Below are 16565 nucleotides of genomic sequence, written 5' to 3'. Positions count from 1 at the left end.
CGCACGTGGATGCACTCATACCGCCGTTACTCAACGGCACCGCGCAGGGTGCGCTGCTGCTCCTCGCAGCGCTCGGGCTCACCCTCACCTTCGGCCAGATGGGGGTGATCAACATGGCGCACGGTGAGTTCCTCATGGCCGGCGCCTTCGTCGCCTATCTGACCCAGCAGGTCATCTCCTCGACCGACCTCTCCATCCCGATCGCACTGCCCGCGGCCTTCCTTGTTGCCGGGCTCCTCGGCCTCCTGCTCGAGGTCAGCATCATCCAGTGGATGTATCGGCGGCCGCTCGACACGCTTCTCGTGACCGTCGGAGTCAGCCTCATCCTCCAGCAGATCGCGCTGCAGATCTTCCCCGCCCAGGGCGTCCCGGTCGAGAAGCCCAGCTGGCTCGACGGGCAACTCAACGTGCTCGGCTACGAGTGGCCGCTGCGCCAGGTCTTCACCATCGTGCTCGCGATCCTGTGTGTGGCCGCGCTCGCCGCGTGGCTAAAGTACTCGTCCTTCGGCCGCCGCATCCGCGCCACCGTCCAGAACCGCGACCTCGCGGAGACGAGTGGGGTTCCCACCAGGAGCGTCGATCGCATCACGTTCTTCGTCGGCTCCGGCCTTGCCGGGGTCGCCGGTGTGGCCGCCTCGCTCATCGGCGGTACCAACTCGCAGATGGGCACGCAGTACATCATCCCGGCCTTCCTCGTGGTGGTCGCCGGCGGCATCGGGCAGATCAAGGGTGCGGTCATCGCGGCCTGGGTCGTCGGTGTCGCGCTGGCCTTCTTCGCCGACTGGACGACGGGGAGCATGGCCCAGGTTCTCGCCTTCATCCTCGTTGTCGTCTTCCTGCAATTCCGCCCGCAAGGTCTCTTCACCGTGCGTACTAGGGGGCTCACATGACCAAGATCAGACCATGGCTGCCCCTTATCGGCATCGGGGTGTTCGCCGTCCTTCTCCTGGGCGTTGCCCCGCTCGTGCTGTCGGGGCACTGGATCAGCAACCTCGGCAAGTACTGCACGCTCGCGATCGCCGCGGTCGGCATCGGTCTCGCGTGGGGACGCGGCGGGATGCTCGTCATGGGGCAGGGCGTGTTCTTCGGTCTCGGCGCTTACTCCATGGCGATGCACCTGACGCTCGAGACGGCAGGACCGGACAGCCTCCCGGTGTTCATGATCCTCTACGACCCCCTCGCGGCGCTGCCTGCCTTCTGGGAGCCGTTCCGCAGTGAGGCGTTCACGATCGCGGCGATCCTCTTGCTTCCTGTGATCGTCGCCTCGATCCTCGGCTTCGCGCTCTTCAAGCGCAGGGTCAAGGGCGCGTACTTCGCAATCCTCACCCAGGCGCTCGCCGTGGCGCTCGCCGTGCTCATCAGTTCGACGATCCGCGAGACGGGCGGTGACACCGGCCTGAGTGACTTCAAGTACTTCTTCGGCTACGTGCTCGACGACCCGGGCAACAAGCTCATGGTGTTCGCGATCGCGGCGAGCCTGCTCATCCTCAGCCTCCTCGCGGTCTGGCAGCTCAACCGCAGCCGGTACGGGGAGCTCCTCGTCGCCACGCGCGACGCGGAGGAGCGTGTTCGGTTCCTCGGCTACGACCCCGCCAACATCAAGCTCGTCGCCTTTGTGGTCGCGGCGGTGATGGCGAGCATCGGCGGCGCCATGTTCGTGCCCATCGTCGGCATCATCACCCCGGCCGAGATCGGGGCATCCGCCTCGATCCTCATGATCGCGGGCGTCGCGCTCGGTGGTCGCGCCTCGCTCTTCGGCCCAGCGCTCGGCGCGATGGCGATCGGGTGGGGACAGTCGAGCCTGGGGTCGAGCTGGCCGAGCGGATGGATCTACATCCTCGGGCTCGTCTTCATCCTCGTGACCCTCTTCCTCCCGCTCGGCCTGTCCTCCCTCCTCGGCAGGGCCAAGGACATGGTCTGGCGACCGCGAGCGACCCCGCTCGCCACCGCTTCGGATGAGGTGACCAAATGACCGACGGTGATGGCTCGCTCGTCGTCAGCGATCTCCGCGTCGAGTTCGACGGGTTCGTCGCCGTCGGTGGAGTGTCATTCGATGCCCACCCCGGCGAGGTGCGATTCCTCATCGGCCCGAACGGCGCAGGAAAGACAACCTGCATCGACGCCATCACCGGGCTCTCCAAGGGCACCGGCTCGGCGAAGCTCGGGGACCAGGAGCTCCTGGGGCGGCCAGCGCAGAAGATCGTCAGGCTCGGCGTCGGACGCACGTTCCAGACCGCGAGCGTCTTCGAGAAGCTCAGCGTGCTGCAGAACCTGGACATCGCGGCTGGGCTGCATCGCTCGTCGTTCTCCCTGCTCCGTGCTCGCCGCGGCATCGATCCCACGATCGTGGATGCGCTCGAGCAGACCGGTCTGAGCAAGGAGCTGGAGACGCCGGCAGGCATCCTCTCCCACGGGCAGAAGCAGTGGCTCGAGATCGCCATGCTGCTCGTGCAGGACGCGAAGCTGCTGCTGCTCGACGAACCCGTCGCCGGGATGAGCCACGACGAGCGCACCGCGACGGGGGATCTGCTCGGACGCGTGGCCGCGACGAGGGCGGTGGTCGTCGTCGAGCACGACATGGACTTCATGCGCCGCTTCGCGACTCGCGTGACGGTGCTGCACCAGGGCCGGGTGCTCAGCGAGGGATCGGTCGCGCACGTGCAGTCCGACCCCAAGGTCCAGGAGGTGTACCTCGGCACCGCCGCGGCACCGCAGACCGGGCCGGTCAGCACCGAGACATCCACCGAGACGTCCACCGAGATCAAGGGCAAGGAGGCGCTCTGATGCTGGAGATCATCGACATCGATGCCGGGTACGGCCGCACGAAGGTACTGCACGGTGTGTCCATCCCGGCATCCACCAAGGTCGTGTCCGTGCTCGGTCACAACGGAGCCGGCAAGACGACGCTGCTCCGGGCGGCGATCGGCCTCATCCGCCCGACGCGCGGAAAGGTGCTCTTCGAGGGGGAGGACATCTCCCACCTCGCGCCCAATCGCCGGGTCGCGAGGGGTCTGGCCTACGTCGCGCAGGGTCAGCAGTCGTTCGGACAGCTCACGACGATGGAGAACCTCCAGCTCATCGCCGACGGACGCCGCAACGGCAAGCAGAAGATCGCCGAGATGCTCGAGCGGTTCCCGGCTCTTGCGCAGTTCTCCACCCGCAAGGCCGGCCTCCTCTCCGGCGGTCAACGGCAGCAGCTTGCCATCGCCAGGGCACTCATCACCGAGCCGAAACTGCTCATCCTCGACGAGCCGACCGAGGGCATCCAGCCCACGATCGTCGCCGAGATCGAGGAGACGATCATCGGTCTCGCCCAGGACGGTCTGAGCGTGCTCCTCGTCGAACAACACATCGGTTTCGCCCTGGAAGCGGCCGACAAGTACGTCGTCCTGGCATCCGGACACGTCACGCAGTCGGGTGACGGGGGCTCAGCGGCCGTCGGAGCAGTGCGCGAAGCGATGGTGATCTGACCCAGATCGAATCCTCGCGGCAACGCGCGCGAAACACACCCTCGGCAGAATGCTGACAGTACGGATGCGCTGGAGGTGACGTAGTGGCCCGAGCCGACGACGCGCGCGCCGCTGCAGAGGACAGCCTCGAGGATTACGCGTTCCGTTATGTGCCACGATCGTTCCGCCGTTGGAGCGCGCTGTCCATCGGCGGTACGGCGCTCGGGTCCATCGCGTTCCTTGCCGATTTCTCCATCGGGGCGAGCGTGGGATTGGAGCACGGCACGACGAACGCGATGCTCGGCATCCTTCTGGCATCCGTCATCATCTTCGTGGTCGGGGTCCCCGTCGCGTTCTACGCGGCGCGCTACAACCTCGACCTCGACCTGATCGCGAGGGGCTCCGGGTTCGGGTACTACGGGTCGATCATCACGACCGTGATCTTCGCCGGCTTCACGTGCATCTTCTTCGCGCTCGAGGGCGCGATCATGGCGCAGGGCCTCGAGGCGGCCGTCGGCCTGCCGCTGCCAGCCGGATATCTCGTATCGACGGTGGTCGTCATTCCCATCGTCATCTACGGCATGCGCGCGCTCGAGCGCCTGCAGTTCTGGACGACGCCGCTCTGGCTCGCGCTCGCGCTCCTCCCGCTCCTCTGGATCGTCTTCACGCAGCCCGACGCCGTGACCGACTTCCTCGACTTCCCGGGAGAATCGGGCGGCCAGGTGAAGTTCAGCGCGATCGTCGCGAGCGCCTCGGTGTGCTTCGCGCTGACCCCACAGCTCGCCGAGCAGATCGACTACATCCGCGTCATGCCTCCGCGCACGGCGGGCAATCGCAAGTCCTGGTGGGCGGCGTTCATCTTCAGTGGACCGGGATGGGTCATCTTCAGCGGCATCAAACAGGTGATCGGTGTCTTCCTCGCCGTCTACCTCGTGATGAAGGTCGACCCCGACATCGGTGAACGCGCGGTGGAGCCCGTGAAGCAGTTCCTCGGTATGTACCAGTCGCTCCTGCCCGACTGGATCGCCCTCGGGCTCGCGCTCATCCTCATCGTTGTTGCCCAGGTGAAGATCAACGTGACCAACGCCTACTCCGGCTCCCTCGCGTGGTCGAACGTCTTCACCCGCGTGCGCAAGCGCTACCCCGGTCGCGCGGTGTTCGTGGCCTTCAACCTCGCCATTGCGCTCGCACTCATGCTCATGGACGTGTTCAGTCTCATCTCGTTCGTGCTGAGCCTCTACGCCAACGTGGTGATGGCGTGGTTGGTCACCATCTCGGCGGATATCGCCATCAACAAATACCTGCTGGGCATCTCGCCGCGCTTCCCCGAGTTCAGGAGAGGGATGCTCCACAACTGGAACCCCGTGGGCCTCACCTCCGTCGGCCTCGCCTCGCTCCTCTCGCTGGCCTGCTTCGCAGGACTCTTCGGCCCGGCCATGCAGCCGTTTTCCGTACTCATCGCCATCGGCGTCGCGGTCATCGTGACACCGCTCATGGCGATCATCACGAGGGGCAGGTTCTACCTCCGACGCCGCAGTGACGGCATCCCCACCCCGATCCTCGACGAGGATGGCAACCCGTCGGGGGAGCGCCTGCGCTGCCACGTCACTGGTTACATGTTCGAGCGACCGGATATGCTGGTCTCCGGCGAGCCGGGACCGAACGGCGAAGTTCAGTTCGTCTCGTCGCTCGCCCTGACGCTCGATGATTCCGGTCGATATCTTCTACCTCCGGAACCGGCTGAGCCACCCGGAGACGGGAGGAAGAAGGACGCGTGATGGATGAGCCGGTCGACACCCAGGCCGCGATCCTCGCGAGCGCTGCGGCCCTCCTCCGGGAGCACACCTTCGAGGACATCTCGTACCTCGACCTCGCCGAGGCATCCGCCGTGTCCGAGCGCACGATCTACCGGCGCTTCCCGACGCGTACCCACCTGCTCGAGGAGCTCGCGCGATGGATCGAGGCCGAGCAGTTCCCGCTCGCCGAGTTCCGGTCGCCCGCGGAGTTCCGCGAGGCCGTTCGCGCACGCTTCCACGCCTACAGCACTGCCCCCGGTTACGCCTTCGTCGCGGCGCGCGGAGCCGCGCTGTCCCCGACGACCGAGTCCTCGTCTGCACCGCTCACGACCGCCATCGTCGCGATGCTGGATGACGCGGCCCCCACACTCAACCGCCGTGACAAGCAGCGCATTGCCGCTGCCGCCCGGTACTTCTCCTCTCCGATCTTCTGGGCTCGTATGCGCGCCGGGTTCGACATGAACGCCGACGAGACATTCGAGGCCTTCGACCGAGCCATCCTCGGTGTGCTCGCCACGGCGCCAGAAGCGAGTTGGGCGGCGTAGTGCCCGAGGTCAGCCCCGCGTCGGAGCTCTCCTCGACCCAGACGGCCATCCTGGGTGCCTACACGGAGCTGATCGATGAGGTCGGAACAGACGACATCTCGTTCCGACTGATCGCCGTGCGGGCCGGCGTGGGGGAGCGCACGGTGTTCCGGTACTACCCGACGCGGGTCGACCTGTTGCTCGCGACATCCGCCTGGATCGAGCAGACGATCTTCATGCGGCAGGAGTCCGAGTCGATCTTCGATGTGCCCATCGCGATCCGCGAGGCGATGGAAGCCTACGACCGACGCCCGGAGCTCGCTCACGTCGTGGCCGAGACGGCCATGCGCGGGGTGAACGGCTCGGAGCCGGCACCACACCGTGACCGGTTCGACGCGATGCTGCGGGCTGAGGTGCCATCCCTCGACGACCACGAGCGGCGGCTTCTGGTCGCGGCCCTCTGTCACCTGGACTCGTCGACGACGTGGGTCACCATGCGCCGCGAGCTCGGCATGAGCGGGCGGGACATCGCGGACGCCGCAATGTGGAGCGCGGAGGCGCTGCTCGATCCGATCCGCGATCGCAGCGCGCACTGACACCTAGGTAGTGAGCTTGACGCGCTCCTCGAAGCGCCCCAGACGCCACACCAGCAGGGCGATCAACCACGTGGCGATGAGCGTTCCGACGATCGCGTAGCCGAGGAACCCGAGGCTGTCGAACCATTCGAGGAACGGGCTGTTCCAGCCGAGGTTGTCGGCCAGCACCGAGCACAGCTGCACCATGCCGATCACCACGGCGATGAAGGCCGACATCGCCGTGATCACGACGTTGTAGTAGACCTTGCGGGTCGGCGTGAGGAAGGCCCAGCCGTAGGCGAAGTTCATGAGCACCCCGTCCAGGGTGTCGAAGAGGCACATCCCTGCTGCGAACAGGAAGGGCAGGGAGAGCACTGCCCACCACGGCAGCCCGCCCAGCACCGCTGACCCGGACAGGACGAGCAGGGTGATCTCGGTCGCGGTGTCGAACCCCAGGCCGAAGAGCACGCCGAGGGGGTAGATCTTCCAGGAGGCATCGATGCGATCGGCGATCCGGCCGAACAGGCGGTTCAGCACGCCGCGCTTCCTCAGCTGCTCCTCGAACTGCGATTCGTCGAACTCGCCAGCGCGCATCCGACGGAAGACGCGAACGATCGCGACCGTCACGAGGATGTTGATGACCGCGATGACCATGAGGAACACGCCGGAGACGGATGGCCCGATGACGCCGGTCACCTGATGGAGGAGGGATCCATCATCCTGCACCTGGGTGTTGAACGCCGCGATACCGAAGCCCAGCACCACGGCCATGAGGAAGACGATCGTCGAGTGGCCGAGGGAGAAGAAGAAACCGACCGCGAGGGGCCGCTTTCCGTCGGCGGCGAGCTTGCGCGTGGTGTTGTCGATCGCCGCGATGTGGTCGACGTCGAAGGCATGGCGCATGCCGAGCGTCATCGCGAGCAGGCCGGTGGCCCAGCCGAAGACGCCGGGACCCTCGGCGCCCTCGATGTTGTAATGGCCGGGCACCGCGGCCGCGAGGAGAAGGAACCCGATGGCGAAGAGTGCCACGACGACCCCGCCCATGAGGGCTATCGATCGCCAGCCCGGCGCGTCGAGGCGGTAGCGCGGCCCCACGGCCGCCGGCGCGTCCAAGGCGGTCATGGTCTCCCCCTCGATCTGACCGGCGGCGGGTTCTTTGTCACCTCAGTGACAGTAAGTTGCTAGAAATCCTAATGGATGCTTCGGCCATTCCTGTACTCGCGCTCGCGTGAAACGGGCCAAGCGTGACAGCAGAGTGACAGACCCCAGTGGCGCCGCGAATGGAGGCCTGCGCGGGGCACATGCGACGATCGAATCGAACCGCGATAGTCGGGTGGAGATCCAGCGCAGACGGCACTGTTGACTGCGGAAAGGGGACACCGTGATAGCCACACTGAACCGGGTGGTCGACGCTGTCGAGGAGCACCTCGACGCGGAGATCGATCTCGCGAGCCTCGCGAGCGAGCTCGGCACGACCGAGTACCACGTTCGCCGGATGTTCTCATCGTTGGCCGGGATGCCACTGTCCGAGTACATCCGACGACGCCGCATGACGGTCGCCGCCGCTGACCTCCTCGGTGACGACGACCTGTTGGACATCGCGGTGCGCTTCGGTTACTCCTCGACGGAGGCATTCGGACGGGCGTTCAGGGCTGTGCACGGCATCAGCCCCGGCGACGCTCGCCGCCACGGTGGCCCCTTCCGCGCGCAACCTCACCTGAGGTTCCGCCTGACCGTAGAAGGGAACACCATCATGAAGACACGCATCGCGGAGCGCCCGGCCTTCCGGCTGATCGGGCACAGCACTCGGGTGCCGCTCGTCCATAGCGGGCCCAACCCGGCCATCCAGGAGTTCATCGCCGGCTTGCCGCCGACGGAGCACGCCCGACTCAAGTCGCTCGGCACCTCGGAGCCCAGCGGGCTTCTGCAGGTGAGCGCCGAGGTGGATACCGACTACGTGGAGGGGAGTGAGCTGACGTACCTCCACGGCGTCGCGGTCGATGCGGGGGCACAGGTTGCCCCGGACCTCGACGTCATCGATGTCGAGTCGGGATCGTGGGCGGTGTTCCTCACCGAGGGGCCCTACCCGGCGGCACTCCAGGAGACGTGGGCGGCGACGGCGACCGAGTGGTTCCCGTCCAATCCCTGGCGGTTGCGGCCCGGCCCCTCGATCGTGTCGGTGCTCGAGCGCGCCGACGATTTCAGCACCGCCACGACGGAGTTGTGGCTCCCCGTCGAGCGCGCGTGACGTAGTCCCTACGGCTTCTCGTCGACGATAGCCACGAAGCGCGAGCCGATTCCGTCGACCTCGGAGCGATACATCCCTTCCACGGGCTCGGGTACTGACCCGAGCTCGTGGAAGTCGCAGGTGAGATAGGTGTACGCGGGCCACCACTTCTTGGGTCGCGCCGCCTCGGTGTAGCCGCAGACGTCGCACGTGAGCTGCACCCAGACGGGGCGAGCGCCGGCCTTGCGGTTCGCCCTGGACTGCGCGAGCCACGCTGGGGGGTTGGCATCGAGCTCGGCGAACTCGGCCTCCGTGAGCTTGGTCGGGATGCCGTGACGGTTCGCCATCTCGAGCGGGATGTCGAGGCGCAGCGCGGCCTCACGCCTCGTGATCATCCTCCAACGATAGGTGGCGTTGGCGATCACAGTCGCGGCGCCGGCGCAAGCGGTCGCGTGAGTTCAGGTGTGCTCCTAGACTCGATCGAAGCCCAGTAACGACGCGGGCGCCACACAGTGGGGATTTGCTGGTGTCATTATCGAGGCTGCGTGGGAGCGCTCCCACACTGGCGGCGATCCTCGTCGTCGTGGTGCTCCTGTGCGGATTCTCGATCGCCACGACCGTCTATCTCGACCAGCAGGCAACGAAGGGTCTCCGGTCGGAGCTCGCAAGCCGGGCCGGCGCGGACCTCGCCCTCCGAGCCATCCTCGACCTCGCCCCTGCCGACGACGAGGAGGGGCCCGACGCGCCCACCGCAGGGGAACAGGATGCCGCGGTGCGGGCCGCGGTCGAGCGAACCTTCGACGGCACCGGGGTGACCTTCGACGTCACGAGGTCGCTCGAGGCGAACGGGCGGTACGAGACCACGACGGGCGAAGCCGATGCCACGCGGAGCGGATCCGCCACCATCGCCACGATCAGTGACCTCGACTCCCGAGCCGACTTCAGCGCGGGCCGACCCGCAGAGGGACCGAACGAGGTCGCGGTGCAGCAGAGCGCGGCCGCCGACATCGGTCTGCGGGTTGGAGACGAGGTGCTGCTCGGCGACATCCCCTTCCGGGTCTCGGGCACGTGGGTTGCCCGCGACGGGCTCGACCCGCGGTGGTACGGGGACGAGACGGTGGTCACGGGAGGGACGGCGCCGACCGCGGGCATCCCCTCGCTCGGCCCCTTCGTGATCACCGAGGAGGCATGGTCACGGATCGACTCCGCCCCCGCCGCGATCTGGACGATGGTGCCGCGCTCGTTCGACGAATTCACGACGACGAATCGCGCGGAGGTCACGGCCGCATGGGCCGGCGTGCCGCAGGAGTGGCGCGGGGAGGTGCCGGAGTCCGACTCGCTCGTGGCGCAGGGTCGCCTGGCGAGAACGCTCGACGATTTCGGCGGGCGCATCGCGGGACTCCGGGCGATCGAACCCGTCGCCGCCGTTCTCGTGGCGGGGAGCGCCGTGGTCGTCCTCTCCCAACTCGTGCAGCTGCTCGTCGCCTCCCGCGAGGACGAGACTCGACTGTTCTGGTCGCGCGGCCAATCCCCACTGGCTCTCGCCCGGCGCACCACGGTCGAGGTGGCCGTCGTCACGCTTATCGGGGCGAGCCTGGGCATCGCCGCCGTCACCCTCTGGCTCGCGCTCACCTCGAGCCTCAGCCAGCTCCTCGCGGTGCGCACGACGGCGATCATCGTGCCGGCCGTGGTCGTCCTCGCGGCGATCGTCTTCGCGGCCGTCACCTCGTACCGCTCGGTGCTGAGCGTGACGACCGCGACCAGGGGCGGGCGTGGGGAGCGGCGAGTCCGGCGGGTGGCCGTTCCGGGCCTCGTGATCCTGATCACGCTCGCGGCCGCGGTCTCGGTGTGGCAGTTGCGCCTGTACGGCTCCCCGCTCACCGCCAACGCGGAGGGCAGCACGAGCATCGACCCGATCGCCGTGGCGGCCCCCGCCCTGGCGCTCGTCGCCGTCGTGCTCGCCTCCCTTGCAGCATTCCCGGCCGTGGTCTCGCTCTACGCGCGCGGCACGCGCGACGCTGGCGTGCCTGCCCATCTCTCCGCCCGCACGCTCGCCCAGCGCACCGGTCGCGTCACGGCGCCTCTCGTGATCGTTGCGCTCGCCGTCGGGTCCGCCACGATCGGTGCGACCTTCTCGTCCACCTGGACGAACCTGTTCGACACCACGGCAGCCCTCCACGCGGGCTCCGAGCTCCGGGTGTCGTCGCCGTTCGACCCGCTCACCGCGGACGAGATGGATGCCGTGGCATCCGCTGACGGCATCGCCCTGCTCGCACCTCTCGACGAGCAGGTGCTCTCCATCGGCACGATCGGTGGGACCGTCCTTTCCGCGACCCCGGATGCAGTGCGACGGCTGGCCAGCTCCGCGGGCGGCGCTGTGAACACGGAGGAGCTCGCGTCGGCGATCGCCGCCGAGCAGCCAGGGCCGTCGGTGCCTGAGGGGGCCACCGCGCTCACCCTGCGCGCCGCCGAATCGGGTTTCGTCGAACCGCCGCGGCTGAGCGCGTGGATCGCCGATTCGCTGGGGAGGCTCCGCGAGGTCAGCTTCGCCGCACCGATCGCCGAGGCCGACGGGGTGTTCTCGTACACGGCCGACCTCACCGCGGTGCCGCGGTCGACGCCCGGAACCCTCGTCTCCTTCGACCTCGAGCTCACCGACCAGCCAGTCGACGCGACCGCCCCGGCGTTCCGCCTGGTCGGCCTGGACGCCGAGGTCGGTGGGAGCGCGCAGTCCTTGGAGCTCGACCAGTTCTGGATGGCCGACAGCCTCCGCGGCCAGTTCGAGCCGCCGCGCGTGAGCGGTGCGGGCGACGGTTTCGTGCTGACATCCGCTCTGCCCTTCGTGCGTATGACGGCGACCCTCGACGGGACCGCCGTCGACACCATCCAACCGGGCGTGGTGGTGACCGAGCACATCGCAGAGCTTCTCGAGCTGGAGGTGGGCGACCTGGTCGTCTACAGCCTGCGCGACGTCGTGGAGCCCGTGAACTCCGTCGTCACCGCGATCGTGCCCGCCATCCCCGGAACGAACTCAGAGTCCTCGGTGCTCATGGATCTCACCGTGATCAACCACTTCCACCAGCGGGCGAACTCCGAGGCGTTTGCGCTGTCGGGTGCCTGGGTGAAGGGCGATGGAGCGGCGCCCTCGGTCGACACGCTCCGCCCGCTGCTCCCCACCGGGGTCCGCATCATCTCGAGCGACGATCCGGTGGGTCGGCAGGTGCTCGGTGCGGCGTCGGTCGCGTTGTGGGTTGCGGCGCTCTGCTGCCTGCTGATCGCGCTCGTCGCCGTGGGCTCGGCCTCGAGTTCGCGCATTCGCTGGGGGCGCAGCGATATCGCGTCACTCCGGGCGATCGGGCTGACAGCACGCGAACAGGCCACGACCATCGTGCGGGAGCTCGGGCTCGTGGTGGCGGTCGCGGCGATCACTGGTCTTCTCGCGGGAGTGCTCGTCTCGGTGCTGACCGTCCCGGAGCTCGCGCGGGCGGCCGTCGATCGCGCCTTCCTCGCGCTCGGGACCGACCTCTCCGTGGACTGGCTCGGCCTCGGCCTCATGCTCGGAGGTCTTGCGATCGGTGTGACGCTCATCGTGGCCGCGCTCGCCCGCCGGGTGCGCGCGCTCGCCGCCTCGTCCCTTCCGAGTGAGGGGCGCGAGTGAGCACGCTGACCTCCACCACCCGTCTGCTCGCCGATCACCTGCGGGCGGGCATCCGTACGTCGGTGCTCGTCGCGCTGCTGGTCACCCTCACGGTGTTTGTGGTCGCGCTCGTTCCGCGCGCCTTCGCCGAGGTGGCCACGGCGGAGCTGCGCTACGAGCTCGCGGAGCAACCCGCCGTGCAACTCGATCTTCGGGGCGAGGGTCGCATGGGGTTCCCCCCGCCGCACAGCGGAGAACCCACGGTGGAGAGTGTGCTCGGCCGCACCGACAAGGCCATCATGGGCTTCCCGTCGAAGCTGCCGGAACCGTTGGCCGACGGCGCCGGCACACCGGTCTGGATCCTCAAGAGTTCGAGCGGCGCGGGTGTCGTGCGGGGGGTGGCCAACCTCGATCTCACCGTGCGCCTGGCGATCGACCTCACCTGGGCCGACCGCATCACCTATATCGATGGCGCCGCCCCCCGCCCGTGGGTCCCGGAGGAGAACCCGACGGGCGCCGAGAACCCCATCGAGATCGCGATGTCGAAACGCACGGCCGCCGCGATGGATGTCACGGTCGGCGACATCCTCGAGTACCCTGCCGGTCCACTCCGCATCGCCGGCATCTACGACCTCACGGATCCCGACGACACCTACTGGGCGCACGCCTTCGACCTCGAACGCCCGGCGATCGTCCGGGAGACCGGCAAACCGCCGAGAATCCAGACGACCGTCTTCGTCGATCCGGAGACGGTGCTCGCGCTGCAGGAACCCTTCATCCTCGGAACGCTCGCGGCGTGGATTCCGATCGACCCGAACGCCTACTCCTACTCGGACGCCGACACGCTCGCCACCCAGATCCGCAACGTGACGGCCACGCCCGTGGCACTGCCCGACTTCGGCTCACTCAGTCTCGGCACGGCGTTCACCGACGTGATCGAGAGCACCGTGGCATCCGTCTCGGCGACCTCCTCACTCATCGCACTGGCGGCCTCCGGTCTGCTCGGTGTGCTCCTCGCGACCTACGCGTTGAGCATCCAGGCGCTCATCCGCAGGCGCAGGGCCGCGCTCGGCCTGGCGTCGGCGCGCGGCGCGACCCTCGGACAGCTGCGAGCGGTCATGCTCATCGAGTCCTCCCTGCTCGCGCTTCCCGGTTCTGCCCTCGCGATCATCGCGGCCGCCCTGCTCGTGCAACAGCGAGTAGGACCAGCGGGATGGCTCGCCCCGGTCATTCTCGCGATCGTGCCCATCGCTCTCGCGGCCATCCTCGTCTCGCCGGGGTCGCTCCGTGAGGCGCGACAGGACATCTCGGTGCGCTCGCGATCGAGCCTGCGCTGGGTGATCGAGGCCGCCATCGCGGGCGCCGCCGTCGTCGCGCTCGTTCTCCTGCAGCAACGGGGGCTCGTGGCATCCTCCGATGCCGTCGGTGTCGATCCGCTGCTCGTCGCGATGCCCGTGCTGCTCGCCGCGACGGTCGGCCTGCTCGCGTTGCGCCTGTTCCCACTGCCGCTGCGCGCGGTGCGCGCCCTCGTACGGGGGAGGACGGCTCCCGTCGCCGAGGTCGGGTCGGCGCGGGCGGTGCGTGAGCCGGCGATCGGTGCGATTGCCACGCTCGCGCTCGTGGTCGGAGTGGCGATCGTCGTCTTCTCCACGATCATGGTGAGCACCATCGCCGTCGGAATGCAGCGTGCCGCCACCGAATCTGTCGGTGCCGACCTGCAGGTCACCGCTCACGACCTTCCCTCCACGCTCCTCGACGAGATCCGAGACATTCCGGGTGTCGGTGCGGCTGCCCCGCTCACGTACCGGGCCAATCTCACGCTCAACGATGAGGCGGGGGAGATTCGCGTCAGCGCCGTCCTGACAGACCCAGCCCAGCTCGCGATCGTGCGCCCCGACCTCCCGTCACTCGTCTCCGGCGACACGGGTGGCGAGTATCCCGTGATCGTCTCCGAGGGCCTCGCGGAGCGGATCAAGGGCTCGGGCCTTCGACTGGAGGACATCGATGTCCAGCAGGTCGGGGTCGTGCCGAACTCGGCTCTTCCGGGCCTCGGTGACAGTTGGCTGGTGATCGACGACGGTGCCGCGGACGACCTCGGGCTCGAGGCGCAGGTGCCCAGCCGCGTGCTGGTCGACCTCGACGACATCGATGACACCACAGTGGTCGACGCCGTCGAAGCCGCAGTCATCAGCGCCCAGCCGGAGCAGTTCGTGGGCTCGGCCCGCATCCAGGACGTGCGCTCAGAACTCGAGCACCGTCGCGAGGCACCCATCACGGCAGCACTCCAGGGCTCGCTCGTCCTCGTCGCCGGGTCGACACTGCTGCTCACGGTGCTGGTCGTCGCACTCGCGGCCGCTGCATCCGCTGCATCCCGCAATCGCGTCGTCGGGGTGCTGCGGATCATCGGCATGAGTCCCCGCCAGGTACGCGCACTCGTCGCGTGGGAGTTCGGCCCGGTCGCGATCGCGTCCGTTCTCGTCGGCACGACGCTCGGGCTGGGGCTGCCGTATCTCGTGACCAGCGTGCTCGACCTTCGCGCGTTCCTGGGCGGCACGTCGCTGCCCGTGCCATCGCTCGATCCCGGTTGGATCGCGCTCGCGGTCGGCATCTACGCCATCACGGTGCTGGTCGCCGTGCTCGTCACCACAGCACTCGGGCGGCGTTTCGCGCCCGCATCCACCCTCAAGATGGGAGAGTCATGACCCTCCAGATCGAATGCTCCGACCTGGTCAAGATCTTCTCCGCGGAGGGGGTCGAGGTGCAGGCGCTGCAGGGACTCACGCTCCGCGTGGAGCGCGGCGAACTCACCGCCATCGTCGGGGCTTCCGGCTCCGGCAAGTCCACCCTGCTCGCCATTCTCACCGGACTCGAGGTGCCGACGGCGGGCAGGGCCACCGTCGCGGGCCACGACCTCCTCGCGATGTCTGCCGCGCAGCGCACGCGCTACCGACGCGACACCGTGGGGTTCGTCTGGCAGCAGACCTCGCGTAACCTCCTGCCGTATTACACGGCACGTCAGAACACCGCGATGCCGCTCGCGCTGGCCGGGATGCCTCGGGCGAAGCGTGCCGAGCGTGTCGAGCACCTCGTGGAGCTGCTCGACATGGGCGACTTCGCCGGTCGACGGCCTGCCCAGCTCTCCGGCGGCCAACAGCAGCGCGTGGCGATCGCGGTCGCGCTCGCCAACGAGCCCGAGGTACTGTTCGCGGACGAGCCCACGGGAGAGCTCGACGACATCAACTCCCAGCTCGTGTTCGACGCCCTCGGCGCCGTCAACCGCGAGCTGGGGGTGACGGTCCTCATCGTGACGCACGACGAGGAGGTGTCGTCGAAGGTGCGGCGCACGGTGCAGATCCGTGACGGCCGGCTCTCGACAGAGGTGCACAGGAGCACCGAGACCGACGAGTTCGGGGAGGAACGGCATCGCTCGCAGGAGTTCGTGGTGCTCGATCGTGTCGGTCGGCTCCAGCTGCCCCAGGAGTACGTGCGGAGCCTCGGGCTGAGCGGGCTCGTGCGGGTGGAACTCGCGGAAGATCATGCGCAGGTGCATCCGACCGACCGGTCGAAGGAGGCGGACCGATGACCGACACAGTCCTGCGCGGCGAGGGCCTCACCCGTACGTACGGAAATGGGGCGACCGAGGTGCACGCCCTGGTCGACGCTCACCTCGAGGTGCGAGCCGGAGAGCTCGTCGCGCTGCGAGGGCCCTCCGGTTCGGGCAAGACGACACTCCTCAACCTCCTCGGCGGACTCGATGCCCCCACCGCGGGCGTGGTGTGGCTCGGCGACCGGCAGGTCACCGGCGCGAGCGAGAGTGATCTTGTCGACATGCGTCGACGCGAGATCGGCTACATCTTCCAGACCTTTGCGCTGCTCTCTGCGCTGTCGGCAGCAGAGAACGTCGAGCTTCCGATGCGGCTGATCGGAGTGCCAGCGCTGGAACGTGCCGAACGCGTGGCCGAACTGCTGACCGTGGTCGGTCTCGCCGACCATTCCGAGCAACGGCCGAGTGAGCTCTCCGGGGGCCAGCAGCAACGCCTGGGTATCGCTCGCGCCCTCGCGAACAACCCGAGGCTCATCATCGCCGACGAGCCGACCGGCCAGCTCGACAGCCTCAACGCCGAGGCGATGATGTCGCTCATCTCGTCGCTCGTGCACGAGCGCGGGGTCGCCGCGCTGGTCTCGACCCACGATCCGAAGATGGCCGCGCACGCGGACCGCATCCTTGAGATTCGTGACGGCCATCTGGGGCGCAGACATGGGCGCCACGCATCAGGGGCGGAGCCCGACGCGAAACCTTGACTTCGCACTTGTTTTTTGCAAGTGTGAGTCCACTCAAACACCACATCCCCCGGAG

14 protein-coding genes are annotated in these 16565 nt (G+C 68.1%); 12 read left to right on the top strand and 2 right to left on the bottom strand.

All coding sequences use genetic code 11. The annotated features are described in order from the left end of the window. Nucleotides 1–5: 5 nt before the first annotated feature. The 7 genes from urtB (at nucleotide 6) to HDC94_RS00935 (ending at nucleotide 6365) form a co-directional block, all read left to right on the top strand. Nucleotides 6–890 carry an urea ABC transporter permease subunit UrtB gene (gene urtB / locus HDC94_RS00965; RefSeq protein ID WP_179494045.1) on the top strand — a complete coding sequence of 295 codons (885 nt, stop codon included), beginning with the start codon at nucleotides 6–8 and terminating at the stop codon, nucleotides 888–890. Continuing rightward, complete coding sequence (gene urtC, locus HDC94_RS00960) at nucleotides 887–1972, top strand: urea ABC transporter permease subunit UrtC (RefSeq protein ID WP_179494043.1); 1086 nt, start codon at nucleotides 887–889, stop codon at nucleotides 1970–1972. The genes urtB and urtC overlap by 4 nt, the downstream gene beginning before the upstream one ends. Then, nucleotides 1969–2784 (top strand): urea ABC transporter ATP-binding protein UrtD, encoded by an 816-nt coding sequence (urtD, locus tag HDC94_RS00955; RefSeq protein WP_179494041.1) that lies wholly within the window; start codon nucleotides 1969–1971, stop codon nucleotides 2782–2784. The genes urtC and urtD overlap by 4 nt, the downstream gene beginning before the upstream one ends. Then, entirely contained in the window at nucleotides 2784–3470 is a 687-nt protein-coding gene (locus HDC94_RS00950) for an ATP-binding cassette domain-containing protein (protein ID WP_179494039.1), read from the top strand. The genes urtD and HDC94_RS00950 overlap by 1 nt, the downstream gene beginning before the upstream one ends. An 83-nt stretch (nucleotides 3471–3553) precedes the next feature. Next, on the top strand, nucleotides 3554–5227 hold the full coding sequence (locus HDC94_RS00945; protein WP_179494037.1) for a cytosine permease: 1674 nt from the start codon (nucleotides 3554–3556) through the stop codon (nucleotides 5225–5227). Further along, nucleotides 5227–5790, top strand: a complete 564-nt coding sequence (locus HDC94_RS00940; RefSeq protein WP_179494035.1) for a TetR family transcriptional regulator — start codon at nucleotides 5227–5229, stop codon at nucleotides 5788–5790. Before HDC94_RS00945 ends, HDC94_RS00940 begins: the two co-directional genes overlap by 1 nt. Beyond that, nucleotides 5790–6365, top strand: coding sequence for a TetR/AcrR family transcriptional regulator (locus HDC94_RS00935; RefSeq protein ID WP_179494033.1), 576 nt, complete (start codon nucleotides 5790–5792; stop codon nucleotides 6363–6365). Before HDC94_RS00940 ends, HDC94_RS00935 begins: the two co-directional genes overlap by 1 nt. Nucleotides 6366–6368: 3 nt before the next feature. On the opposite strand, the gene HDC94_RS00930 is transcribed toward HDC94_RS00935, so the two are convergent. Continuing rightward, nucleotides 6369–7466, bottom strand: a complete 1098-nt coding sequence (locus HDC94_RS00930; RefSeq protein ID WP_218870404.1) for a HoxN/HupN/NixA family nickel/cobalt transporter — start codon at nucleotides 7464–7466, stop codon at nucleotides 6369–6371. A gap of 259 nt (nucleotides 7467–7725) precedes the next feature. Here HDC94_RS00930 and HDC94_RS00925 point away from each other — a divergent pair, with 259 nt between their 5' ends. Next, complete coding sequence (locus HDC94_RS00925; RefSeq protein ID WP_179494031.1) at nucleotides 7726–8592, top strand: AraC family transcriptional regulator; 867 nt, start codon at nucleotides 7726–7728, stop codon at nucleotides 8590–8592. A gap of 8 nt (nucleotides 8593–8600) precedes the next feature. On the opposite strand, the gene HDC94_RS00920 is transcribed toward HDC94_RS00925, so the two are convergent. Then, a complete protein-coding gene (locus tag HDC94_RS00920) occupies nucleotides 8601–8966 on the bottom strand; it encodes a hypothetical protein (RefSeq protein ID WP_179494029.1) in 366 nt (121 codons plus the stop codon). A gap of 131 nt (nucleotides 8967–9097) precedes the next feature. Between HDC94_RS00920 and HDC94_RS00915 the strand changes: the two genes are divergently transcribed. The 4 genes from HDC94_RS00915 to HDC94_RS00900 are packed head-to-tail and all read left to right on the top strand — an operon-like array spanning nucleotide 9098 to nucleotide 16510. Next, nucleotides 9098–12229 (top strand): FtsX-like permease family protein, encoded by a 3132-nt coding sequence (locus HDC94_RS00915; RefSeq protein WP_179494027.1) that lies wholly within the window; start codon nucleotides 9098–9100, stop codon nucleotides 12227–12229. Then, the gene (locus HDC94_RS00910) at nucleotides 12226–14910 is read left to right on the top strand and encodes an ABC transporter permease (RefSeq protein ID WP_179494025.1); all 2685 of its coding nucleotides are present in this window, start codon (nucleotides 12226–12228) and stop codon (nucleotides 14908–14910) included. Before HDC94_RS00915 ends, HDC94_RS00910 begins: the two co-directional genes overlap by 4 nt. Then, nucleotides 14907–15791 (top strand): ABC transporter ATP-binding protein, encoded by an 885-nt coding sequence (locus HDC94_RS00905; RefSeq protein ID WP_179494023.1) that lies wholly within the window; start codon nucleotides 14907–14909, stop codon nucleotides 15789–15791. Before HDC94_RS00910 ends, HDC94_RS00905 begins: the two co-directional genes overlap by 4 nt. Then, on the top strand, nucleotides 15788–16510 hold the full coding sequence (locus tag HDC94_RS00900) for an ABC transporter ATP-binding protein (RefSeq protein WP_179494021.1): 723 nt from the start codon (nucleotides 15788–15790) through the stop codon (nucleotides 16508–16510). The genes HDC94_RS00905 and HDC94_RS00900 overlap by 4 nt, the downstream gene beginning before the upstream one ends. The last annotated feature ends 55 nt before the right edge of the window (nucleotides 16511–16565 follow it).

The sequence above is a fragment of the Leifsonia sp. AK011 genome (assembly GCF_013410945.1).
Lineage (GTDB): Bacteria > Actinomycetota > Actinomycetes > Actinomycetales > Microbacteriaceae > Rhodoglobus.
The sequence above is the reverse complement of the archived record's forward strand: the minus strand, read 5'-3'. Positions and strand labels throughout refer to the sequence as shown.

Bases quoted from the DNA above. Each gene is read 5' to 3' on its own strand.
- urtC (WP_179494043.1), top strand. From the start codon at position 887: ATGACCAAGATCAGACCATGGCTGCCCCTTATCGGCATCGGGGTGTTC.
- urtD (WP_179494041.1), top strand. From the start codon at position 1,969: ATGACCGACGGTGATGGCTCGCTCGTCGTCAGCGATCTCCGCGTCGAG.
- HDC94_RS00950 (WP_179494039.1), top strand. From the start codon at position 2,784: ATGCTGGAGATCATCGACATCGATGCCGGGTACGGCCGCACGAAGGTA.
- HDC94_RS00940 (WP_179494035.1), top strand. From the start codon at position 5,227: ATGGATGAGCCGGTCGACACCCAGGCCGCGATCCTCGCGAGCGCTGCG.
- HDC94_RS00930 (WP_218870404.1), bottom strand. From the start codon at position 7,466: ATGACCGCCTTGGACGCGCCGGCGGCCGTGGGGCCGCGCTACCGCCTC.
- HDC94_RS00920 (WP_179494029.1), bottom strand. From the start codon at position 8,966: ATGATCACGAGGCGTGAGGCCGCGCTGCGCCTCGACATCCCGCTCGAG.
- HDC94_RS00905 (WP_179494023.1), top strand. From the start codon at position 14,907: ATGACCCTCCAGATCGAATGCTCCGACCTGGTCAAGATCTTCTCCGCG.
- HDC94_RS00900 (WP_179494021.1), top strand. From the start codon at position 15,788: ATGACCGACACAGTCCTGCGCGGCGAGGGCCTCACCCGTACGTACGGA.